General features: G+C 47.3%; 19 protein-coding genes, 4 tRNA genes and 3 pseudogenes. 14 read left to right on the top strand and 12 right to left on the bottom strand.

The genetic code is table 11. The features are described 5' to 3' along the window. Positions 1-6: 6 nt before the first annotated feature. The 4 genes from Q0224_RS01785 to Q0224_RS01770 form a co-directional block, all read right to left on the bottom strand. Positions 7-1,233 carry a tyrosine-type recombinase/integrase gene (locus tag Q0224_RS01785; protein ID WP_297948643.1) on the bottom strand — a complete coding sequence of 409 codons (1,227 nt, stop codon included), beginning with the start codon at positions 1,231-1,233 and terminating at the stop codon, positions 7-9. Positions 1,234-1,472: 239 nt separating this feature from the next. Next, positions 1,473-1,548: transfer RNA gene (locus Q0224_RS01780), tRNA-Lys, on the bottom strand. An 11-nt stretch (positions 1,549-1,559) separates the two neighbouring features. Beyond that, positions 1,560-1,636: transfer RNA gene (locus Q0224_RS01775), tRNA-Asp, on the bottom strand. Between the two features lie 60 nt (positions 1,637-1,696). Beyond that, positions 1,697-1,772: transfer RNA gene (locus tag Q0224_RS01770), tRNA-Val, on the bottom strand. 128 nt (positions 1,773-1,900) lie between these two features. On the opposite strand from Q0224_RS01770, the gene Q0224_RS01765 reads away from it, so the two are divergent. From Q0224_RS01765 to Q0224_RS01755, 3 genes and pseudogenes are all read left to right on the top strand, one after another. Next, positions 1,901-2,488 carry a transglycosylase SLT domain-containing protein gene (locus Q0224_RS01765; protein WP_297900672.1) on the top strand — a complete coding sequence of 196 codons (588 nt, stop codon included), beginning with the start codon at positions 1,901-1,903 and terminating at the stop codon, positions 2,486-2,488. Between the two features lie 51 nt (positions 2,489-2,539). Beyond that, a pseudogene (locus Q0224_RS01760) lies at positions 2,540-2,950 on the top strand (3-deoxy-8-phosphooctulonate synthase); the annotation flags it as partial. Positions 2,951-3,223: 273 nt separating this feature from the next. Beyond that, positions 3,224-3,580, top strand: a pseudogene (locus Q0224_RS01755) (3-deoxy-8-phosphooctulonate synthase); the annotation flags it as partial. Positions 3,581-3,798: 218 nt separating this feature from the next. Here Q0224_RS01755 and Q0224_RS01750 read toward each other — a convergent pair. Continuing rightward, positions 3,799-4,059, bottom strand: coding sequence for a helix-turn-helix transcriptional regulator (locus tag Q0224_RS01750; RefSeq protein ID WP_297948640.1), 261 nt, complete (start codon positions 4,057-4,059; stop codon positions 3,799-3,801). Positions 4,060-4,379: 320 nt separating this feature from the next. Here Q0224_RS01750 and Q0224_RS01745 point away from each other — a divergent pair, with 320 nt between their 5' ends. Together Q0224_RS01745 and Q0224_RS01740 are read left to right on the top strand one after the other, a co-directional pair. After that, positions 4,380-5,789 carry a FibroRumin system radical SAM peptide maturase gene (locus tag Q0224_RS01745; protein ID WP_297948638.1) on the top strand — a complete coding sequence of 470 codons (1,410 nt, stop codon included), beginning with the start codon at positions 4,380-4,382 and terminating at the stop codon, positions 5,787-5,789. A gap of 126 nt (positions 5,790-5,915) precedes the next feature. Then, positions 5,916-5,992: transfer RNA gene (locus Q0224_RS01740), tRNA-Glu, on the top strand. Positions 5,993-6,049: 57 nt separating this feature from the next. On the opposite strand, the gene Q0224_RS01735 is transcribed toward Q0224_RS01740, so the two are convergent. From Q0224_RS01735 to Q0224_RS01710, 6 genes are read right to left on the bottom strand one after another with little or no spacing between them, the layout of a single operon-like run. Next, positions 6,050-6,826 carry an ABC transporter ATP-binding protein gene (locus tag Q0224_RS01735; protein WP_297948636.1) on the bottom strand — a complete coding sequence of 259 codons (777 nt, stop codon included), beginning with the start codon at positions 6,824-6,826 and terminating at the stop codon, positions 6,050-6,052. Beyond that, entirely contained in the window at positions 6,823-7,470 is a 648-nt protein-coding gene (locus tag Q0224_RS01730) for a hypothetical protein (protein WP_297948634.1), read from the bottom strand. The genes Q0224_RS01735 and Q0224_RS01730 overlap by 4 nt, the downstream gene beginning before the upstream one ends. After that, entirely contained in the window at positions 7,467-8,093 is a 627-nt protein-coding gene (locus Q0224_RS01725; RefSeq protein WP_297948632.1) for a hypothetical protein, read from the bottom strand. Before Q0224_RS01725 ends, Q0224_RS01730 begins: the two co-directional genes overlap by 4 nt. Further along, positions 8,090-8,689 carry a cobalt transporter CbiM gene (gene cbiM / locus Q0224_RS01720; protein WP_297948630.1) on the bottom strand — a complete coding sequence of 200 codons (600 nt, stop codon included), beginning with the start codon at positions 8,687-8,689 and terminating at the stop codon, positions 8,090-8,092. The genes Q0224_RS01725 and cbiM overlap by 4 nt, the downstream gene beginning before the upstream one ends. Further along, complete coding sequence (locus tag Q0224_RS01715) at positions 8,679-9,377, bottom strand: hypothetical protein (RefSeq protein WP_297948628.1); 699 nt, start codon at positions 9,375-9,377, stop codon at positions 8,679-8,681. The genes cbiM and Q0224_RS01715 overlap by 11 nt, the downstream gene beginning before the upstream one ends. Positions 9,378-9,389: 12 nt before the next feature. Next, positions 9,390-10,139: a DUF4198 domain-containing protein gene (locus Q0224_RS01710; RefSeq protein WP_297948627.1), complete on the bottom strand. Its 750-nt coding sequence runs from the start codon at positions 10,137-10,139 to the stop codon at positions 9,390-9,392. Positions 10,140-10,279: 140 nt separating this feature from the next. On the opposite strand from Q0224_RS01710, the gene serS reads away from it, so the two are divergent. From serS to Q0224_RS01680, 6 genes are all read left to right on the top strand, one after another. Continuing rightward, the gene (gene serS / locus Q0224_RS01705; protein ID WP_297948626.1) at positions 10,280-11,530 is read left to right on the top strand and encodes a serine--tRNA ligase; all 1,251 of its coding nucleotides are present in this window, start codon (positions 10,280-10,282) and stop codon (positions 11,528-11,530) included. A 92-nt stretch (positions 11,531-11,622) separates the two neighbouring features. Next, the gene (locus tag Q0224_RS01700) at positions 11,623-11,853 is read left to right on the top strand and encodes a hypothetical protein (protein ID WP_297948625.1); all 231 of its coding nucleotides are present in this window, start codon (positions 11,623-11,625) and stop codon (positions 11,851-11,853) included. A gap of 17 nt (positions 11,854-11,870) precedes the next feature. Next, positions 11,871-12,290 carry a hypothetical protein gene (locus Q0224_RS01695; RefSeq protein ID WP_297948624.1) on the top strand — a complete coding sequence of 140 codons (420 nt, stop codon included), beginning with the start codon at positions 11,871-11,873 and terminating at the stop codon, positions 12,288-12,290. Beyond that, a complete protein-coding gene (gene rsfS, locus Q0224_RS01690) occupies positions 12,287-13,570 on the top strand; it encodes a ribosome silencing factor (RefSeq protein WP_297948623.1) in 1,284 nt (427 codons plus the stop codon). The genes Q0224_RS01695 and rsfS overlap by 4 nt, the downstream gene beginning before the upstream one ends. A 9-nt stretch (positions 13,571-13,579) precedes the next feature. After that, complete coding sequence (locus tag Q0224_RS01685) at positions 13,580-14,947, top strand: sodium-dependent transporter (protein WP_297948621.1); 1,368 nt, start codon at positions 13,580-13,582, stop codon at positions 14,945-14,947. A gap of 497 nt (positions 14,948-15,444) precedes the next feature. Next, complete coding sequence (locus Q0224_RS01680) at positions 15,445-16,026, top strand: LysE family translocator (RefSeq protein WP_050715070.1); 582 nt, start codon at positions 15,445-15,447, stop codon at positions 16,024-16,026. Between the two features lie 543 nt (positions 16,027-16,569). On the opposite strand, the gene sodB is transcribed toward Q0224_RS01680, so the two are convergent. Further along, positions 16,570-17,193, bottom strand: coding sequence for a superoxide dismutase [Fe] (gene sodB, locus Q0224_RS01675; RefSeq protein WP_297948619.1), 624 nt, complete (start codon positions 17,191-17,193; stop codon positions 16,570-16,572). Positions 17,194-17,815: 622 nt separating this feature from the next. Between sodB and ribH the strand changes: the two genes are divergently transcribed. The 3 genes and pseudogenes from ribH (at position 17,816) to pyrF (ending at position 19,999) form a co-directional block, all read left to right on the top strand. Continuing rightward, positions 17,816-18,286 carry a 6,7-dimethyl-8-ribityllumazine synthase gene (gene ribH, locus Q0224_RS01670; RefSeq protein ID WP_295152917.1) on the top strand — a complete coding sequence of 157 codons (471 nt, stop codon included), beginning with the start codon at positions 17,816-17,818 and terminating at the stop codon, positions 18,284-18,286. A gap of 1 nt (position 18,287) precedes the next feature. After that, a pseudogene (nusB, locus tag Q0224_RS01665) lies at positions 18,288-18,662 on the top strand (transcription antitermination factor NusB); the annotation flags it as partial. A gap of 650 nt (positions 18,663-19,312) precedes the next feature. Next, positions 19,313-19,999, top strand: coding sequence for an orotidine-5'-phosphate decarboxylase (gene pyrF, locus Q0224_RS01660; RefSeq protein ID WP_366939493.1), 687 nt, complete (start codon positions 19,313-19,315; stop codon positions 19,997-19,999). Positions 20,000-20,207: the final 208 nt, after the last annotated feature.

Here is a 20,207-nt window from a genome sequence, read left to right as displayed (position 1 = left end):
CTCCCCTTAAAATTTAAACCCCAACCCCTTTAAATAACCTAGCCACCATGTTAGAACCCTACGCGTATTCTCAACATTCGTAGCTTTGTTATAAATCTTTTGTATCTCTCTTTGTGCATGAAAAAGGGTGCGTTCAATGCTATAAGGATCCAGCTTGTTCTCATGGATTTTTTCATAAGCGAAGGTTTCTAGTATCTTTCTAAAAGAGTGAAAAACTAGTCTATTCTTAGCTATTACGGGAGCATAGGTTTTAAGCGCTTTAACTAGAGTCATATCGCTTAGTACCTCTCCTTGCGTATTAGCAAAGCATAGCAAGCAGCTGCTATTATGAGCGTGTAACCTTTGCAGCCATTGCCCTACTTCTCTAGGAAGTCCTAGATGTTCATCTCCATTGCTTTTTACTTTATTCTCATCTTGCGGGAATAGTAAGTAGTATTCTCCGTCATCGCCTACTTTTAAATGCTCATGGGTTAAATTTCTTACGTTTGAGCTTCTTAGCCCCGTAAGCAGTCCAAAGATCAAAGCATTCTTGACGCCTATTTGGTGAGGATAGTTTATGATAAATTTAATAAGTACGGTTAAATCCAAGTCATCTTTTATATATGGGTATTCGCTACGGCGAGGTATATTATAAAAGTCCTTAAATACCTCTTCTGCAAATAATGGATTTTTAGAAATATCTCTTATACGAGCATATCTGAATAGTCTTTTAATAAGTTTGAATAAAATTTCTAAGGAAGCGTACTTCTCATTATCGTAATAATAATCCAGTATCGGCATAATATCCTTTTTGCTTATCTTGTTTATATCTTTGTCACAAATATCCCTTAAGGCCTTAAAGCTCATATCTCGTCTTTTAGAGGTTGCTAATGCAACATTGCCGTTATGTCTGCGAAACTGTCTATAAACGCTTGCTAGAGTATTTTTAGCAGGGATCAGCTTAGCAGAATCATCTATCATTAAACCTTTAAGAGTTTCTTTGGCTTCATTAAGACTTATCTCGTCTGCATTGCCTAAAGACTTAATCAGCTTTCCTCCCAAAGAATAGTGATAGTGCCTATGGATTGTTTGCTCTCCCTTTTTAGTAGATGAGCGGTAAAGTCTAACTGCTATATGCTCATCGATCATTTCTACCATAGTGTTTTTGCGATGAGGCAGGGAGAAATTTCTGATCACTTTATCGGGGTCCGTTTTAAAAGCCGGATCGTCTTTAATTTTAGAAAAAACTTTCATAACTACTTATCCTTTAAAAATTTAATATAGTTTCATAGGACAAATTATAAAAGCTTCCAAAGAGTTTAACAAGCTTAAGAGCTACTATACATTTTTTAATATATAGTAGTTTCTCTTAAACCGCCTGTATAATCTAGCGTTTTTAGTATTTGAAATTTTTTTGAAAAAATTTGAAAAAGCCGTAAAACAGGGCTTTCAAAAAAATCAAAAAACTAAAATTAGGGGGGAAATTTGGTGGATGGTGTCCTGCGTTGGATTCGAACCAACGACCCCCTCATTAAAAGTGAGATGCTCTACCTACTGAGCTAGCAAGACATCGTAAGAAGTGGCGCGACGAATGGGGCTCGAACCCACGACCTCCGCCGTGACAGGGCGGCATTCTAACCAGCTGAACTACCGTCGCACCAAAAATCGCACTCGCAGTGCAAGTGCCAAAGAAGTATGAAATCCAAGGATTTCAAAATGGTGGTCGCTGTAGGGATCGAACCTGCGACATCCACCTTGTAAGGGTGGCGCTCTACCAGCTGAGCTAAGCGACCGTTTGGGTTTAAAAAAGAAATGTAATTATATATCCAATACGATTAATTTTCACTTAAACAATGATGAAAAGACTGAAATTGTGCTATACTTGCGACATAAAATTTTATCAAAGGCTCGGTAAATTTAGATGAAAAAGTTGGTTTTCGCCCTGTTTTTAGCGCTTCAAGCCCCCGCCTACTCGCCGAACGAGATCGTAAACGCCATCGCCGCAGTAGCGCAAAACGAAGGTGTAAAGCCTGAAATTTTATACACTATCGTCAAAATCGAAAGCGACTTCGAGCCCTACACGATCTCCTTTTTGACGAACAAAGCAAACGCCGATTATTTCGCGAGCCTGCGCAATCAAAATATCCGCATCAAGACGAGCAACTACAGCCTAAATTCCAGCAAATGGGTCGTTACGATCATACCGGCAAACGAAATTTACGCCGTGCAGATCGCCAAGTACCTGTACGAGGACGGATTTAGCATAGACGTAGGGCTCGGGCAGCTAAACGCCGTAAATTTCAGCCAAAATGAGATCGATTATATATTCAACCCAATGTACAACCTCACCAAATGCGCCAAGATCCTGCGCAAATGCTGGAACGCCAAAAATAAAAATATAAAAGATACGATCGAGTGCTACAACTACGGCATGCGAAAACGCTACTCAAACCCTTACTACAAACGCTTTTACGAGCATTACGAGAAATTTTTCGGCAAGCCCTATTAAGAGTTAGTAAAATTTCGCTAAAATCGCGCAAATTTTAAAAAAGGATATTTCATGATACTGATCGCAGGACCCTGCGTGATCGAAAGCCGCGAGCTAATAATGCAAGTCGCGGAAAGTTTGCGCAAATTTAACGAAATGAGCGGGGTGGAATTTTACTTCAAAAGCAGCTTCGATAAAGCCAACCGCACCAGCATCTCAAGCTTCCGCGGCCCGGGGCTTGAGCGCGGCTGCGAAATTTTAGCCGAGGTAAAGGAAAAATTCGGCTATAAAATTTTAACCGATATCCACGAAAGCTACCAGGCAGAGCCCGTCGCGCGCGTCGCTGACGTGCTGCAGATACCCGCGTTTTTGTGCCGCCAAACCGATCTGCTCGTCGCCGCAGCCAGCACGCAAGCGGTAGTAAATATCAAAAAAGGTCAGTTTCTATCGCCGCAGGCGATGAAACACAGCGTCGAAAAGGTGCTGCAAACCCGCAGCGCGCGGGTTTATACTCCGCAAAGCGGCGCGGCATCTAGCGATACAAAGGCCGCTCAAAACAGCGCCTGCTCCGACGATGCCGAAATTCGCTGCGCGCAAAGCGGCGCCGAAAATGCAGCTAAAGGTATGGCGATGCCTTGTGCCGCACAAAGCGATAACAAAAGCGAAGCGCAAAGCGCCTTGCAGCCAAACCTCTCTCATGCTTTCAACGCGCAAGACGGCTCGATAAGTGCCTCGCAGCCGAGCGGCGAAGGGATGCACGATCTGGCGCGCCGCCACGGCGTTTGGCTTACCGAGCGCGGCAGTACCTTCGGCTACGGAAATTTGATCGTCGATATGCGCTCACTGCCGATTATGCGCGAGTTTGCGCCGGTCATTTTCGACGCGACGCACAGCGTGCAGATGCCTAGTATCGGCGCTACGAGCGGCGGCGACTCGCGCTTCGTGCCGTATCTCGCGCGAGCGGCGGCGGCCGTGGGCGTGGACGGCTTTTTTTACGAAACGCACCCTGATCCAGCCCACGCACTTTCGGATGGACCGAATATGCTAAATTTGCAGCAGCTAGAGCGCGTCGTAGCCCAGACGCTTGCAATTCAAAAAGCGCTCGGATTTTAAAATTTTAATATATTGGCAAAATTTGCTTTTTCTTGATGCCTATTGAAAGGCGGTTTGAAATTTTAACGCTCGCCGGACGAGGGTTAAAATTTTTATAATACACGCATGGTTCGCACCTAAAAATGTAAAAACATCTAAGCATAAATCGATAACTTATCGTGGCGCTTGATCATTGTCTGTTTTTGTCAAAGAATTCAAACTTTCAAGCTTATAAATTTTTAAGCCTTAAATTTAAAAATTTCATCCACCTCGATGCCTAAAATTTTTGAAATTTTATAAATATGCTCAAGGTTAAAATGCTTGTCGTAGCGGCAACTCTCGCAGTTTGAGTAAAACGCGACTGACTTTATATCCATACTTAGCGCCATATCCAGCTGGCTCATACCCTTGCTTTCGCGTAGTTTGCGGACGTTGGAGGAGATTTGCAGATAAAAATTTCGTATCTCGTCGCCGTCAAAAAAAGCTAAATTTTCACTCATTTTTTATCCTATGGGTAAAGTAAAAATTAAACTTTATTTGGATAAAATCCGCAAATCTATATCCTATAGGATAAGCAATTAGTAAATTTCTAGAGAAAGGAGAAGAAATGAGCGCCACTATAAATCAATATGAAAAGCTATTCGGCAAAATTGTTGAAGCTGTCGCAGGCCGAACTTGCGCTTGCTTTTGCTCATGCAGTTGTGGCATGTGCGTATGCTCGTGCCGCGGTCGCAGAAGTGAAAACGACAAAATTGCATGGGAAATATGCTAAAAATTTATCGGCGGACCAAAATCCGCCGATACTATTTCAAGGATTTTTATGATTTTTTCAAAATATGGCTTCGCCTTTCATGTAGGTAATGATGTAGCATTATATAACTCTTTAAGGATGAAGCCGATCTATTTAAGCGATAACAAATTTAAGAAAATAAAAGAGACCGTTGACAAAAACGTGAAATTATCACAAGATTTAAAATGCGAAATCGATGAATTGATAAAGTATAAAATTTTAGTCAAAGAGGGCGATGATGAAAAAATTTTAAATTTTGTAAAATCGGTTATTCCTCAGCCGCAAATAAACGTATGCTATTTTATTTTAAGCGAACAATGTAATCTGGCCTGTAAATATTGCTTTTTAGGCAACAATAATCAGGAAAAGAGAAAGCGCTTCAAAAAAGAAAATATGAGTAAGCAAACGGCAATGGATGGAATTTTATTTTTCATAAAACAGCTCGAAAGTGCAAATTTCGATGAAAATTCCAAGCCTACCATTTTATTTTACGGTGGCGAACCACTTTTAAATTTCGAAACACTTGTTTTTATAGTAAATAAAATTAACGAGCTTAAAAAGAGTTGTAAAGTTTTAGAAAAAGTTGAATTCGATTTGATTACAAACGGGCTCTTATTAAACAAACAAAGGCTTTTAAAGCTAAACGAACTTGGCGTAAATATCGGTATTTCGATAGACGGTTGTAATGACGAAACAAATAAAATGCGCGTGGATGTCGGCGGAAATTTTGTATTTGAAAAAATTATACAAAAACTTGATTTGGCAAAGTCGCTTGGGGTTCCAATTTCGCTTTCCATAACGCTTACGCAAGATAGTATCAAAAATAAAAACGATATGCTTGAGCTTGTCAAAAAATACAATATAAAAGGCTTTGGTTTTAATATTTTAATGTCGGATAAGAATATCTCGGATTTGCATTATCAAAAAACGAGTGAGTTTTTAATCGAAATGTTTAAAGAACTGCGCAAGCTTGGAATTTATGAAGATAGAATGATGAGAAAGGTAAAATCCTTTGCAAAATCAAGCGTTTATTTTTCAGATTGTGCAGCCACAAGCGGTGGACAGATTGTAATTGCGGCAAACGGAGATGTGGGAATTTGCCAAGGCTGTTTGTATGATAGAAAATATTTTGTAACGAATGTCTTGGATGAAAATTTTAATCCGACGACCAATGAAATTTGGCAAAGATTTCGCCATCTCTCGCCACCTGAAAAGGATGAATGTCAAGAATGTGAAGCTCTTGGCATTTGTGGTGGCGGCTGTCCGATAAGTGCGGCAAACGAAAAAGCAGGCAATACGATTGATTCTTTGGATAGGAGATTTTGTATTCACGCAAAAGAGAGTTTAAAATTTCTGATCTCAGACCTGCATAGGATCATAACAAAAGGCGAAAATAGCGAAATTTATGAAAAATGCGAAGTTGAGAAATTAACGAAATAGTGTTTTGCAAATAGTGAATATTTTATATATTTTAGCATTATGACGTCATTAATAACCTTTAAGAGCTTATAACAATTTAGGCATTTTATCTAAAATTTTGTTTTTGTCGCTATAATGCGGCTTCTTGACCTTTTCGTCTAGTGGCTCAGGACGTTGCATTCTCAGTGCGAAAACGCGTGGTTCAAATCCCGCAAGGGTCGCCATTATGGACTTTTATACAAGCCTCTTGATTTTAAACGATAAATTTATCTATGATTTTATCATGGACTTTCATACAGCCCATCAGATTTTAAATAATAAATTTTATCTGCGATTTTATCGATGAAGCTTTTATCGTGCGAGACGATGATCTCGCTTACGTCAAGCTCCGCCAAAATCCCCGCCACGCGCTCCTGCATCGCCTCATCAAGCGCCGTCGTAGGCTCGTCCAGTAGCAGTATCCTAGGCTCGCACACCAGCGCGCCCGCAAGCGCCACCAGCTTTTTCTCGCCGCCGCTTAGATGAAAGGGCACTCGCTCGCGCAGATGCTCTATTCCCAAGCGTCGCAGCGTCTCCAACGCCTTGCGCTCGATCTGCTCTTCGCTTAAAATTTCAAGCTTTTTTAGATGGTCGTTTTCGTTGCCCTGCCTTAAAATTTGCGCCTTACGACCAAAAAATTTAGAAAGAATTCCACGTCTTTGCTCCGCATTTTGTGCTCGTTTTAACCGCTCATTTTGCGCACGCAGGCTAAATGCGACGTCCTCAAACACGCTCGCGCACAAAAATTGATCGTCGCTGTTTTGAAATAAAAACCCGATCTCGTGGCGAAATTTTGCAAAATCCTCCACACACTCAAGCTTCTCGCCGAAAAGCTCGATCTCGCCCTCGCCCCATTGCCTTAGGCCGCCTAAAATTTGAAGCAGGCTCGTCTTGCCCTGCCCGTTCGCGCCCAAAATCGCCACTTTTTCCTTATGCCCTACGCTCAAATTTACGCCGCGAAAAATTTCTCGCTCGCCGTTTTTAGCGCTTATCCCATACGCCTTAAGCGAGCAGCTCATAAGATCGCTCCGATTTTAACAGATACGCACGCCAGCAAGAACGCCAAAAACGAGGCCTCCAAGACGCTCAAGCCCTCGCAACGTTCGTAAAATAGCCTACCGCAAAATCCTCGCGCGCTCATCACCAAGCTTAAATTTCTTGCTTGCTCAAGCGCCGAAATCGCTAAAATCCCGACTAAATTCGCATAAATTTTATAGGTGAAAATTCCGCTCGTCCCTACAAATCCGCGCATCCGCAAAAGAGCTTGCAGCCTCGCTAAATCCGAGCGTAAAAAATTTACGAATCGCCCGCAGCAATACACCAAAGAACTTAGCTTTTCGCCGAGCCCCAGCCCGTAAAATCCGCGCGCGAAAAAATATTCATCCTTGCCGTAAAATAGCAAAATCGCAAACGCCATTATCAAATTCGCGCGCAAAAATATCACGCCCGCAAGCTCGTAGTTGCCGACTATGGCGGGGCTTAACGCGCTTAAAATAGCAAAGATATTTAATACCGCAAGCCTTGTGCAGACCGTGCGCGCAATCGAAATTTTAAGCGCAAAAAGAAGTAGCGGCGGGGCAAAAAACGCTGCGTAAAGCTGTCCGCTAAGTCCGACGCCGAAGCTGAAGATGAAAAACGCGAGCAGTGATACGGCGGGACTCATTTGCGCGCTCTTTTCGCTAGCCACATTAAGCCAAAAAAGCCGAAAATCAAGGCCAAACAAAGCGCGATTTTAGGCGCCTCGGCGGACTGGCTTTGAAACGCCAGGCTCCTAATATCGCCCTTAGGACTTTCTTTTGGCAAGATGCTTCGCGAGACGGAATTTTCCAAAGGCTTTGAAGCGCTTGAAATTTTATCTTTAGATACACTGCCTTTCGGCGCAATATTTTCGGACGCGGAATTTTTAGCGGCGTTCGAATTTTGCGGCATAGGGTTTTTAGAAACGTCAGAATTTTGCGGCGTGGAATTTTCGGAGTCGCCGGAATTCTGTGGCGCAAAGTCCTCGGCGCTAAATTCCATCTGCGCGCCGTGCCCTGCACCTCCGTAAATTTGAATAGTAAAATTTTTAGCGGGTATTCGTATGCTCGCAAGTCCCTCTTTATCGGTCTTAGTCCGCAAAATTTCGCGCCCGTCCGCGCTAATTAAAACTTCACACTCCATGCAGGGAGAATTTTTATAAAAATAGCTATAAATCGCCACTCTATCGCCCTCTTGAGTCGCAAAAAGATGAAGCGCATGCGAAAATGCGAAGGAGCTCAAAACCGCTAAGAAAAATAGCGCTCTCATCGCCTCTGTCCGCCGTAAAATTTCGCAATAAAGCTAAGCGCAAAAAGAGTGATGATCCCTTCCAAAACAGCTAGGATCGCACCTTCGAGCGAGATGAGCGTCGCGATAGCAAAAAACTCCCGCCCGCTAATGAAAAGCACGAGATCAAGAAGCAGCATCGAGCAGACGATCGGCACGAAACCCGCTAAAAATAGATAAATTTTTTGCGTGCGCACTTTTAGCTCTTGCGCTTTTGCGGCGGCGGCAAAGAGCCCGCCCAAAACCGCCGGAAAGCCGATGACTGCGGTATTTACACCGAGCACGCTAAGCCCTCCGAAGCCGAAAAACACCCCTTGCAAAAACAGCGCGACGAAAATCGCCAAGATCGCGCGCGAGCCCAAAAACGCGCCCACGAGCCCGCTTAGCATCAGGTGCATGGAGCTGACGCCCACAGGCAGGTGTACAAAAGATGCGACGAAAAACAGCGCGCTAAAACATGCGATCCTAGGGATTTCAGCCTGCTTTACGCGCCATAAAATCGCCGCTACCGCAGGCGCCGTAACCGCCCAGCCGGCAAGCAGCACGGGCGCGCTCAAAACTCCTTCGCTAATGTGCACGGCTCGCCTCCTTTAAATCGCTCCCGCTTTTTAGACGCGCAAAAACGCGCGAGCTAGCTAAATTTAAGGCATTTGCGACCTTTGCGATAATCGCTTTGATTGCTATGGATCTTGCCTTTACAGCTTTAATCGCGGCAAAATTTGCGGCTTGCGTCCTGTTTGCGGCGGCTGTCAGCGCAAGACTCGGAGCGGCCTCGGAGCTGCTTGCAGAACCAGTAAATTTGATAAATTTTACAGCTCGCATGGCGCAAGAATTTTCGCTCGCTACTTTTGTAAGAGCGACAAGCGGATTTCGCGACGCAAAATTTAAGGCTCCGAGCAATCTCGGCGCGGTGCTTGCGCGGCAAAATAGGACCTGCGAAATTTTAAAAGGCAGGGCTTGCAAAATTTCAAAAAACGAAATTTTACGCGCCGATATTTTACGCTCGTAAATCCACGGGTATGGAATTTTACGTACCAAAGCTACTAAGAGCGGATTCCTACCGAGCAAAATTTTACACAGCAGAGCTTCGTTACTTAAAATTTTACTCGGCGGAATTTTGCCATTTAAAATTTTAACTGCAGAATTCGCTGGAAATTTTACACCCAAAAGCAAAACGCGCGAAAATAAAATTTCAAAGCCCTGCCAAAGCGTAAATTTAAATTTATCCGCAGCCGCGCAAATTTCGCCAGAAAAAAGAGATCTCACCGAGCCGCTCCCCTATTTTTTCAGCTCGTCCGCCTTGATCCAAAGCACGGCTCCCAGCTCATTTACGGGCTGCTCGCTTCCTTTGGCGGCTTCCTCCTCGCTAAGAGCCGCAAAGCCCCACCAACCGGCAACCGGCATCACAAAGCTAAACTCGCCCGCGCCGTTGGTTTTAACGACCTGCGTGACATGCGCCTCGCTAGGGGCTTTGTAGCCCTTATCGTTATATAGCTCGATCTCCACGTCCGCGCCTGGGACGGGCCTTCCGTGCAATAAAAAAACTCCGCTAAATATCTCGCCCGCATACAGCGCATAAGGCCGCACGAGCGGTACGATCTCCGCCTCTAGCCCGAGCGGCTTATCCCAGCCTTCGCCCGCGCCATAAGCATCGACGTAGGTTTTGGTGATATGGCGAATCATCTTGCGCTCGGCCGGCTCGGCATAGGGTTTCGGATCGAAATAAAACGCTAAAAGCGATGGCTTGTCAGCTTTAAATTCCGCCGCGAAATAGGAATTTTCACTCTTTTTCTGCTCTTTTAGGCTACCTAGGAGCGATTTTTTCTCGTCGTCAATAAAAACGCCGAATTCTGCGGGCTTTTGTAGATTCATAGACTCCTGTAAAAACGGATGGGAGAATTCCAAATTTAGCTTTAAAGTAGCATCTTTTTGATCCTCTACGATATTTTTATCCGTCGTAAGAACGCCGAAATGCGCGAACGCAAGGCTCGCCGCGAAAATTTCTAAAAAAGCAAATTTTGCCTTCATGTAATACCTTTCATAATAAAATATTACGGAATTGTATCACTTTTTTTCATCCGTATTGCTTAAATGTGGGTTTATTTTGAGTATTTAAAGCAAACTTTGGTTAAAATGTCGCAATTTAAATTACCAAAAAGAGGCAGAAAATGATAAATTTAAAACTTATCGAGACGAATTTCGACGAATTTAATAAAAAACTCATCGCCAAAAAAGTCCCGCCGCAAACCCTGCAATCGCTACTGGATGCCTACAACGAACTAAAATCCAAAAAGACGGAGTTAGAGAATCTTCAAGCCGTGCAAAATGCAAAGAGTAAGGAGCTCGGTCTCGCCGCGCGCGAAGGCAGGGACGTAGGCGCGCTAAAATCGCAGCTTGAGGAAAACAAGCAAAAGATCCAAAGCCTAAGCGAGCTCGTAAATGAGCGCGAGCAGAGCCTAGAAGCGATCGCCGCGTGCGTGCCGAATATCATCGACGACGACGTGCCGATCGGTGCGGACGAGAACGAAAACGTCTGTATCAAAAAGGTGCTGCAGCCGCGCACGTTCGACTTCGCGCCCAAGCAGCACTTCGAGCTCGGCGAGGCGCTGGGATGGCTTGATTTCGAGCGCGGCGTCAAACTTAGCGGTAGCCGCTTTACCGCGATCCGAGGTCTTGGCGCGAAACTGAATATGGCTCTCATCAATTACATGATCGAATTTAACAACTCACGCGGCTTCGAGCTCGTAAATATGCCGTTTTTGGTGCGTGATCAGATCCTCTACGGCACGGGTCAGCTGCCTAAATTTAAAGACGACCTCTACCGCGTAGACGACGAGGAGCAAAACCTCTACCTAATCCCTACGAGCGAGGTTACGGCGACGAATCTCTTTAATGATGAAATTCTGCGCAGCGAGGAGCTGCCGATCAAGCTCACCAGCTACAGCCACTGCTTTCGCAAGGAGGCGGGCTCGGCGGGACGCGATACGCGCGGCATGATCCGCCAGCACCAGTTCGAAAAAGTCGAGCTCGTCGCCATCACGCACCCAGAGGATAGCGCAAAGATGCTTGAGGAGATGATTTCATGCGCGAGCGATCTGCTAGCTAGCCTTGGCCTTCCGCACAGACACATGCTGCTTTGCAGCGGCGATCTTGGCTTTAGCGCCGCAAAGACCGTGGATTTGGAGGTTTGGCTACCGGGACAGAACCAATACAGAGAGATCAGCTCGATCAGCAACTGTCGCGATTTTCAGGCGCGCAGAGCCAAGATCCGCTTCAAAGACGGCAAGAAAAACAGCCTCGTTCACACGCTAAACGGCTCCTCGCTCGCGGTCGGCCGCACGCTGATCGCGGTGATGGAAAACTACCAGCGCAAGGACGGTAGCATCGAAATTCCGCGCGTTTTAGAAAAATATATGTAGGCGGCCCGTGCGAGAGCCTTACAAAAATCCAAATTCTAACGCCCGCTTCGCAGCCGCTGGATTTTGCGCGGAAAAATTTAGAAAGCGCGGCGTTGAATTTTTTGCGCTGCAAAACGCAGGATTTTTCGCAACAAAATTTGGTAGCACGAAATTTTGCAGCGCAGAGCCTAGGGCGCGCGATGCCAAGCTTCGCGATTTTAAATTTTGCAATGAAACGCTTCGTCATACGCGACAAATTCGGCAATCACGGCACTCGCATTTTAAATTTCACGACGAGAAATTTGATGGCGCAAAATTTGCAACCTGCGGAACAGGATTTTTAGGAGCGAACTTTCGCCGTATGGAATTCTGCAAATCAAAATTTAGGGCACGCGGCGTTAAATTTTATAAAGCTAGATTGCGCGAGACAGGTTTTTTAACTCGCGCTGCAGAATTGTACGGCACGAAATTTCACGAGATAAAGCTCCAGACGCCAAATTCAGAGCTTAAAATGAAATTTGGCGAAGTGAAATTTGGCGGGGTAAAATTCCGCGGCGGCGCGCTTTTTAAATTTATCGCCGCAAAAGGGCTGCGACGCAGTCCTAGCCTTTGTGCCGCACCGCAAAACGCGGGATTTTTTGAAATAAAATTTGGCGAAGCGAGATTTTGCGACGTGAAATTTCATAAAGCAAGATCGCGCCGCGCAAAATTTTATGCCGCGGAATTTACGGCGAAGAGCGAGAAATTTTACGGCGCGAAACGGCGCGGAGCGGGCGCGTGAAGATCGCGCTTTTCGGCGGCAGTTTCGATCCGCCGCACGCAGGACACGACGCCGCGGTAAGGGCGATTTTATCAAGCCTAAAGCCCGATTTGCTGGTCATAATGCCGTCGTTTCTAAACCCGTTTAAAAAGAGCTTTTCGGCGGCGCCGCAGCTGCGGCTAAAATGGTGCCGCACGCTGTGGGGCGACGCCCCGCACGTGGAGGTGAGCGATTATGAAATTTCGCAAAACCGCCCGGTACCCACGATACAAAGCGTGAAATTTCTGCTCGAAAAATACGGCGGAAACGACAAAATCACGTCCGAGACGGCAGTCGCGGCAAGCGAAACCCAAAGCACAGATAAAATTTCAAGCGCCGCCTCAAGCAGAGCGTCCGGCGCCGTCATGAGTGAAATTTCAAACTCCATAGGGGATAAAATTTCGAGCGCGAGCAAAATTCCGAGCGCTGCCCGAAATGAAATTTCAAGCGCCGCCACAGGCAAATTTTCAAGCGCAAGCGAAATTCCAAACGGCAATGCGAATTGTATGGCTGACGCAGGTAGCGCAAATTTCATGGGTAGCGCATATAATACAGGCGACACAGGCGATGCAAATTGCATGAATGTCGCAAATGACGTGCATGACGCGAGCGATGTGAGCAATGCAGATGAAGCAAGCAAAGCAAATAGTGCTAGCGACACGGATACAACACCAAAGCTCTACATCGTCGTGGGCGCCGACAACCTATCGGAGCTTCATAAATGGCGCGACTTTAGCGAGCTGCAGAAATTAGCGGAGTTTGCGGTGCTTACGAGGCCCGGTTATGAGATCCCGCGGCAATGGGCGAGCCTAAGGCGGATCGAGATTACCGTAGATGCAAGCTCAAGCGGTTTTAGGCGAGATTTCAAAGGCGAAATCCCGCCCAAGATCGCAGCAGAGGTCATAAAATTTTATAAAAGGAAAGATATGCAAGATCCAAAGCAAAGGGCGGAAAAGATCGCCGAAATTTTAAACGAAAAGAAAGCCGAAGACGTCCAGATCATCGATATGGAGGGGCGCGAATACATCGCAAAGCTCGTAGTTATCGCCACTATGCTGACCGCCCGCCACGCAGCCTCACTCATCGAGGAGCTAAAAAGCGTGCTCAAGCCGCTCGGCGAGGAGTTTTTGGCTATCGAAAGCGGCGATGAGTGGAGCGTCGTCGATCTCGGCGACATCATAGTCCATCTCATCAGCGAGACTTACCGCGCCAAATACAATATCGAGGACTTCCTCGACAAGCTCAAAAAAGAGCAATTTTAAGGAGGGAGCGTGCCGAGACAGACCTGGAGCAGCAAGCTCACATATATCTTAACCGTCGCAGGCGCCACGATCGGCTTTGGCTGCACGTGGCGGTTTCCGTATTTAGTCGGCGAAAATGGTGGTGGCGCCTATGTGCTCATATTTTGCATCGCGATGATCGTGCTTGGCATCCCGATGATCTTGGTAGAAAACGTCATCGGACGCCGTGCGCTAAGAAACTGCGTCGATGCCTTCACGGCGCCTAAAAAGGACGGCTCGCGCATAAAGCCGGCATGGAAAATCGTAGGCATCATGGGCGTAATCGGCGCGTTTGGAATTTTAGCCTACTATATGGTTCTCGGAGGCTGGGTGCTAACCTATATCGTAAACATCGTAAGCGGCAACTTCGACCTCTCCGCGCGGATCACAGACCCCGCATTTACGCAGAAATTCTACGCAGAGCATATCGAAAATAGCCCGCTTGGCGTCGGAGCTTACACGCTCGTTTTCATAGCGATCAACTGGTACATTTTGAAAAGCGGCATCATCGAGGGAATCGAAAAATTTGTAAAATTTCTAATGCCTGCGCTATTTTTGTGCTTCATCGCGGTAATCCTTACAAATTTAACGCTTGAGGGGGCAAAGGAAGGCGTGAAATTTTATCTCGGCGTCGATTTTGCCAAGATTACGCCCAAGCTTTTGATCGACGTTTTGGGTCAGGTCTTTTTCGCGCTCTCGCTCGGTTTCGGCGTGATGATCACGCTGTCGAGCTTTTTAAACAAAGACGAGAAGCTGATGCAAACAGCCACCATCACCGCAGTCGTAAACACGCTCATCGCCGTGCTTGCGGGCTTTATGATCTTCCCGTCGCTCTTTAGCGCGGGGCTTGAGCCGAGCAGCGGCTCGTCGCTGGTTTTCAAGAGCCTGCCGATTGCGTTTTCGCACATGCCGTTCGGCAACGCCGTTGCGGTGGTCTTTCTCTCGATCCTGCTCATCGCCGCGCTTACGACGTCGATCACGATCTATCAGGTAATCATAAATTTCGTCGAGGAGCGCTTCGGCTTTTCAACGTTAAAGGCGGTAAATTTAACGCTCGGCGGCGTCTTCGTGCTCGGCAACCTGCCCTGCATCCTCTCAAGCAGCGTGCTTGCGAACGTCAAAATTCTGGGGCGCTCGGTTTTTGACGCCTTCGACTTCGTAAGCGCGAACGTATTTTTCGTGCTAACGGCGCTTCTATGCTGCATCTACGTGGGCTGGGTGCTAAAAAAGGACGCGATCTACGAGCTCACCAACGAAGGCGATCTAAGCGCGCGGCTCGCAGGAGTTTGGTTTTTGTATGTCAAATTTATCCTGCCGCTTATCATCGCGGTGATCTTCGGGTACGGTATTTTCGGCTAAATTTAAAGCCGCGAGAGTTTTAAAATTTAAATTTGTCCGCGGCGCTGCGGCGGAATTTTAAAATTTCATTCGCTCTGTTACACACACTGCGGCATGAGTTTTTACGCGATGCGGCACACTGCGCCGCAGCTATAATATAAATTTAGCGCAAGCGCGTCCTATCCCCTGTAAGGCGTCGTCGGAGGTTGGGGCGAGCAGAGCGATACGGTGCTGCAGAAGCAGCGCCGTCTCTGCGAGAAGTGCGACCTCGCAACCGGGGCCCCTTCCCGCCCCATAGAAAGCTTGGACGCGTCTAGCGAAGCGGGCGTCGGAATTTTAAAATTTTATCTGCACGTGCCGTGTAAGCGTGATTATAATCGCAAAAAGGCGCGGCGGAATTTTAAAATTTTATTCGCCTCAGCGCAGCGCGTTAAATTTTAGAATTTTAAAATCTATCGCAGCGGCGCCGTATCGCGAGAGATAAAATTTAAAATTTAGCCGCAATTTAGGGGTTTGCAATGCTTCTATTTTTTCTTACGATCTTTCCGATATCGCTGATGCCGGGCATCAACATGACCTACGCGCTAAATCTCGGCATCGCGCGCGGCTATCTTAAGGCGCTGCCCGCGCTACTCGCGCAGGTGCTGGGCGTCACGCTCGTGGCGCTTGCGTGTATATTCGGCGTCGCGGGCATTCTGCTTGCGCACCCTGCGGCGCTTAGCGCGATTAAAATTTTAGGCGGCGCGTATATTTTTTATCTGGGCGTCGCGACCTTTTTAGCGCGCGGAAATTTTAAGCTGCAAAAACAAAAGCGCAGCGAAAATATCTTCCTACAAGGCTTTGTAGTCGCAGTCTCAAACCCCAAGGCGTGGATATTTTTCACCGCACTCTTTCCGCCGTTTTTGGACGCGGACAATCTTTTCGGCGCGCGCACCTTCGCCCTCGTCGCTACGCTGTGCGTAAGCGAAAGCATCTGCCTTAGCATCTACGCGCTGGGCGGAGCGGTGCTAAAAAATCTGCTGAAAACCCACCTGAAATACCTCGAAATTTTCTGCTCGGTGCTGATGTGCGCGATCGGGCTGTGGATGATTTTGGGCTAAAATTTTGATTAAATTTAGCGCCCGAGCTTTGATGGAATTTTATTAAATTTAAAAGATAGATTGAAAGCGATATCGCTGCGGCTAAATCTCAAGAAAAGCCTTAAAAATTTAGCCGCTAGCTCTGAATTAAAATTTTAAGCGATCGGTGGCGTGCAGCAAGCGCGGCGGCGATTATCGTCTAGGGTCCCTTGCGGTGCGTCTAAGCGATTTGCTGGCGGCGTTCACGTCCTCTGCAGCAAATCTGCGTCCATGGCGAACATGCGGCACGTTTAAGCGATTTCGGTGCTACGAATAGTGAGTACTGCCCTATTCGCGCCGTGTCCGCAGCTAATCCACAGCGAACCTATGAGCGCTTAAGAGAATTTCAGCTTTGTGTACTGCGCGAGCCCTATCCGCTCTACTCGGATTATGCGTTTAAACGGATTTTATCTCTGCGGGTAGCACCGCTTCCGTTTGTGCGTGCCCGCGCAATTTAAAATTTACGCAAGCGAAGCGCGACGGACCCAGATTTTTGTATCGCCGCGTGCGCTTAAATTTTAAAATTTAATCTCTGCCGTGAAGCTCGTCGATGTAAAATTTCACAGAGCCGAGACCCTCTTTTTTAGCCCATTCGTAGGCGCTTGAGACGAACTCCCAGTTGATGCCAGCGTAGAATTTTTCCAGATATTTCGGGCGCGCGTTGTGCTCATCGATGTAATACGCGTGCTCCCAAACGTCCACGACTAGAAGCGGCACGAGCCCTTCGGTCACCGGCGTGGCGGCGTTTTGGGTCGCTTTAATGCAAAGCTTGCCCGATTTCGGATCGTAAGCAAGCCACACCCAGCCCGAGCCGAAATGCGCCGTAGCCGCAGCCAGAAACTCGCTTTTAAAATCCGCGAAATTTTCCGCTAGCGCCGATTTTAGCTCTGCGGAAGGCTCGCTAGGTTTTGCGATGCAATCCCAGTAAAAATCGTGGTTGTAAACCTGCGCTGCGTTGTTGAAAAGCTCGCCGCTAGCAGCCGTTACGATCTCGTAAAGCCCCTTGCCCGCAAACTCGCCCGATTCGGTAAGTTTATTTAAATTCGCCACATAGGTCGCGTGGTGCTTGCCGTGGTGATAATCACAGGTTTGCTTGCTTACGACCGCGTTGTGCGCCGCATCGAACGGCAACTCTCTAAGTTTAAACATCTTCCTCTCCTTGAAATGAATTTTGAAGCGATTATAGCCTAAAATTTCTAAACGAATAATAAAATTTATTATTTAGGATTAATTTTAAGACGAATTTCAATCTAAGCTCACTCCTACTATAATCGCGTTTCAAATTTAAAATTTAGGCGGTTTATGAACACCAAAGCTTTGCTTTCATCCTCATCGGAGCGCTTTTTATGTGCGACCGGACGTACAGGCTTAAGCGCGCTGCCGGTGCGCACGAGCGGCTACTTACCGTCATCTGCGCGGTTGGGAGCTTTTTTATGTTTATGCTTGCTTTTAATACATAGCGTTGCGCTCGCATACGTTCTATACGCGGGACCGGCATGCTTTTTATCATCTTTCTTGAAACGATCGTCGCGCTAGAAGAGGACTCGGAGGTGAGTCTGCTTCGCATATTTTCATACTCACGCTAAGCCTATGAACGGCCATCGACACAATCGGTGCCGTGATCTTAGGCATATTCGTTCGCCGCGAGAAAATTTCTGCGCGCAAAGCACCTACTATTTCTCATAATTTCAAGCGCCGCGATGTTGAAATTAATTTAAAATTTTGGCGAATTTAGCTAAGCTTAGCGCTAAATTTGACGCAAAGGAAAATCATGAAAATCATCGAAGGTTCGCTTGCTCTTAAGGGCAGCGAAAAAATTCTAATCATTAACGCCCGCTTCAACCACATCATCACCGATCGCCTAGTCGAGGGGGCGCACGATGCGTTTTTGCGCCACGGCGGCAAGGAGGAAAATTTAAGCCTGATGCTGGTGCCGGGCGCTTTTGAGATCCCACTCGCGCTTGAAAAGGCGCTAAGCTCCAAGCTCTACGACGCCGTCGTCTGCCTAGGCGCGGTGATCCGCGGCTCTACTCCGCATTTTGACTACGTAAGCGCCGAGGTAAGCAAGGGCATCGCAAACACTATGCTAAAATACGGCGCACCCGTGACTTTCGGCGTGCTGACTACCGATAATATCGAGCAAGCGATCGAGCGTGCAGGCTCAAAGGCCGGCAATAAGGGCTTTGAAGCAATGAGCGGCGCGATCGAGCTTCTAAGTCTATTTCGCAACATAAAGGCGTAAAATGGCCACCAGACACCAAGCCAGGCTTGCTGCGATCTCGCTGCTTTACTCCCGGGATATGAACGGCGGCGGCGAGGACTTTGTGGACGAGTATCTGGAAGAAAAGCGCATTCGCAACGAGCAGCGCAACTGGACGCTGGCGCTTCTGCGCGGCGCTAGCGAAAATCTCGCCGCAGTCGATGCGCTGATAGATGAAAATTTAAAGGAATTCAAGCTCGCCGAAATTTCGGCTCTGGAGCGCGCGATACTGCGGCTCGGGGCGTATGAGCTGCGCTTTACGGACACCGATGCGGGCATCGTCATCAACGAAGCGATCAACTCCGCCAAGGAGCTTGGCATCTCGCCAAAATTTATAAACGGCGTGCTGGACGCGCTAAAAGATAGCCCCGTAAACATCGCGGCGGATAAAATTTCCAAGCCGACTGCGACGGCAAGCGTAAATCCCGAAGCAACCACGGAGGCAGTCAAAAATTTTAAGCCCACTGCGGCGAAAAGCTCCGCTATTTCAGACAGCAACGTTGTGGCGAAAAATTTCATCCCCGCAGACACGGACAGCGAGACGGAAAATTTTAATAAGGCAAAGCGGAGCAGTACGCCGAAAAATTATACGACAAGCAGAAACAGACCGTCTAAAAAGCCCGCTAATTTGAAAACTCGCAGTGCGCCCGCCAAAAAATCCGAATCCACCGCGAGCAAAAAATTTAAAACGGAGAGAAATTTCAAGACTGGAGATAAATTCAAGACAGAGAAAACTGGCAAAAATTTCAAAGCTGGCGAGCGAGGTAAAAATTTTAAGGCAGGCGAACGAAGCAAAGACGCCGCGCCAAAAAAAGAGGGCGCGGATAGAAATTTCAGAGTCGGCAAAAGCACAGCACCGAAAAAGGGCGTTGCGGGTAAAAATACTGCGCCGAAAAGTAGCGCTGGGCGCAAAAGCTCTATCGCGCCGAAAAAATCTGCTGGCGGCAGAGGCACCGTCTCAAAAAGACCAGCAGGCAACAAAGGCGCAGTGCGCGGCAAGGATAAACGGTGAGGCTCTGCGTCGCGCTTGATCTGGGCTCGAAGCAGCAGTGCTTACAGCTGGCGGAGCGGCTTGCGGACTTTTCGGATAAAATTTGGCTCAAAGTTGGACTGCGAACCTATTTGCGCGACGGAGCGGGATTTTTGGAGGAGCTAAAAAAGCTCGGAAATTTTAAAATTTTCCTCGATCTAAAGCTCTACGACATCCCAAATACGATGGCGGACGCCGCCGAGGAGATCGCTAAAATCGGCGTTGATATGATAAATGTGCACGCAAGTAGCGGCAAGCGCGCGATGGCAGCCGTGATGGAGCGACTGGATAGGCTAGCTTCGCGTCCATTAGTGCTTGCGGTCTCTGCGCTAACGAGCTTTGATCAGGCGGAATTCAGCTCGGTTTACGAGCAAAATTTGAGCGATGCCGTGCGCAAATTTAGCGTGGCGAGCTACGAAGCCGGGCTTGACGGCATGGTCTGCTCTGCGTTCGAAAGCCGCTTGATAAAGGACGCAACGAGCGCAGATTTTATCACGCTCTGCCCTGGTTTGCGGCCGTTTGGTGAGAGTGCGGGGGATCAAAAGAGAGTGGCGGATCTGGGCGTTGCGCGCGAGGCGGGAGCGGACTTTATCGTAGTCGGTCGCCCGATCTATCAAAGCGCCGATCCGCGCGAAATTTGCGAGCGGATTTTGGATCAAATTTAGCGCCGAAGCTTGCATAAAATTTGACGCAAGCTCGTTTTAAGCGGAATTTTCGCGCGCAAGAAATTTTAATTAAAATGCGCACAAAGGTGGCTCGGATGACGTCGAAGCGCCGTCGTCATCTTTTTACAAAATCCGTTGGAGTTTGAAACAAACGTATCAGATTTTTGCACTTGGCGCAAGGCGGAAGCGTAAATTTACTCCGTTTGGG

It is taken from the genome of uncultured Campylobacter sp., from assembly GCF_938002845.1.
Lineage (GTDB): Bacteria > Campylobacterota > Campylobacteria > Campylobacterales > Campylobacteraceae > Campylobacter_B.
Note: the sequence above shows the minus strand (reverse complement) of the source record. Positions and strands in the feature narration are given on the sequence as shown.

Coding starts and splice junctions, on each gene's coding strand:
- Q0224_RS01785 (WP_297948643.1), bottom strand. CDS start 1,233: ATGAAAGTTTTTTCTAAAATTAAAGACGATCCGGCTTTTAAAACGGAC.
- Q0224_RS01765 (WP_297900672.1), top strand. CDS start 1,901: ATGAAAAAGTTGGTTTTCGCCCTGTTTTTAGCGCTTCAAGCCCCCGCC.
- Q0224_RS01750 (WP_297948640.1), bottom strand. CDS start 4,059: ATGAGTGAAAATTTAGCTTTTTTTGACGGCGACGAGATACGAAATTTT.
- Q0224_RS01745 (WP_297948638.1), top strand. CDS start 4,380: ATGATTTTTTCAAAATATGGCTTCGCCTTTCATGTAGGTAATGATGTA.
- Q0224_RS01735 (WP_297948636.1), bottom strand. CDS start 6,826: ATGAGCTGCTCGCTTAAGGCGTATGGGATAAGCGCTAAAAACGGCGAG.
- Q0224_RS01730 (WP_297948634.1), bottom strand. CDS start 7,470: ATGAGTCCCGCCGTATCACTGCTCGCGTTTTTCATCTTCAGCTTCGGC.
- Q0224_RS01725 (WP_297948632.1), bottom strand. CDS start 8,093: ATGAGAGCGCTATTTTTCTTAGCGGTTTTGAGCTCCTTCGCATTTTCG.
- Q0224_RS01710 (WP_297948627.1), bottom strand. CDS start 10,139: ATGAAGGCAAAATTTGCTTTTTTAGAAATTTTCGCGGCGAGCCTTGCG.
- serS (WP_297948626.1), top strand. CDS start 10,280: ATGATAAATTTAAAACTTATCGAGACGAATTTCGACGAATTTAATAAA.
- Q0224_RS01695 (WP_297948624.1), top strand. CDS start 11,871: ATGGAATTCTGCAAATCAAAATTTAGGGCACGCGGCGTTAAATTTTAT.
- Q0224_RS01680 (WP_050715070.1), top strand. CDS start 15,445: ATGCTTCTATTTTTTCTTACGATCTTTCCGATATCGCTGATGCCGGGC.
- sodB (WP_297948619.1), bottom strand. CDS start 17,193: ATGTTTAAACTTAGAGAGTTGCCGTTCGATGCGGCGCACAACGCGGTC.
- ribH (WP_295152917.1), top strand. CDS start 17,816: ATGAAAATCATCGAAGGTTCGCTTGCTCTTAAGGGCAGCGAAAAAATT.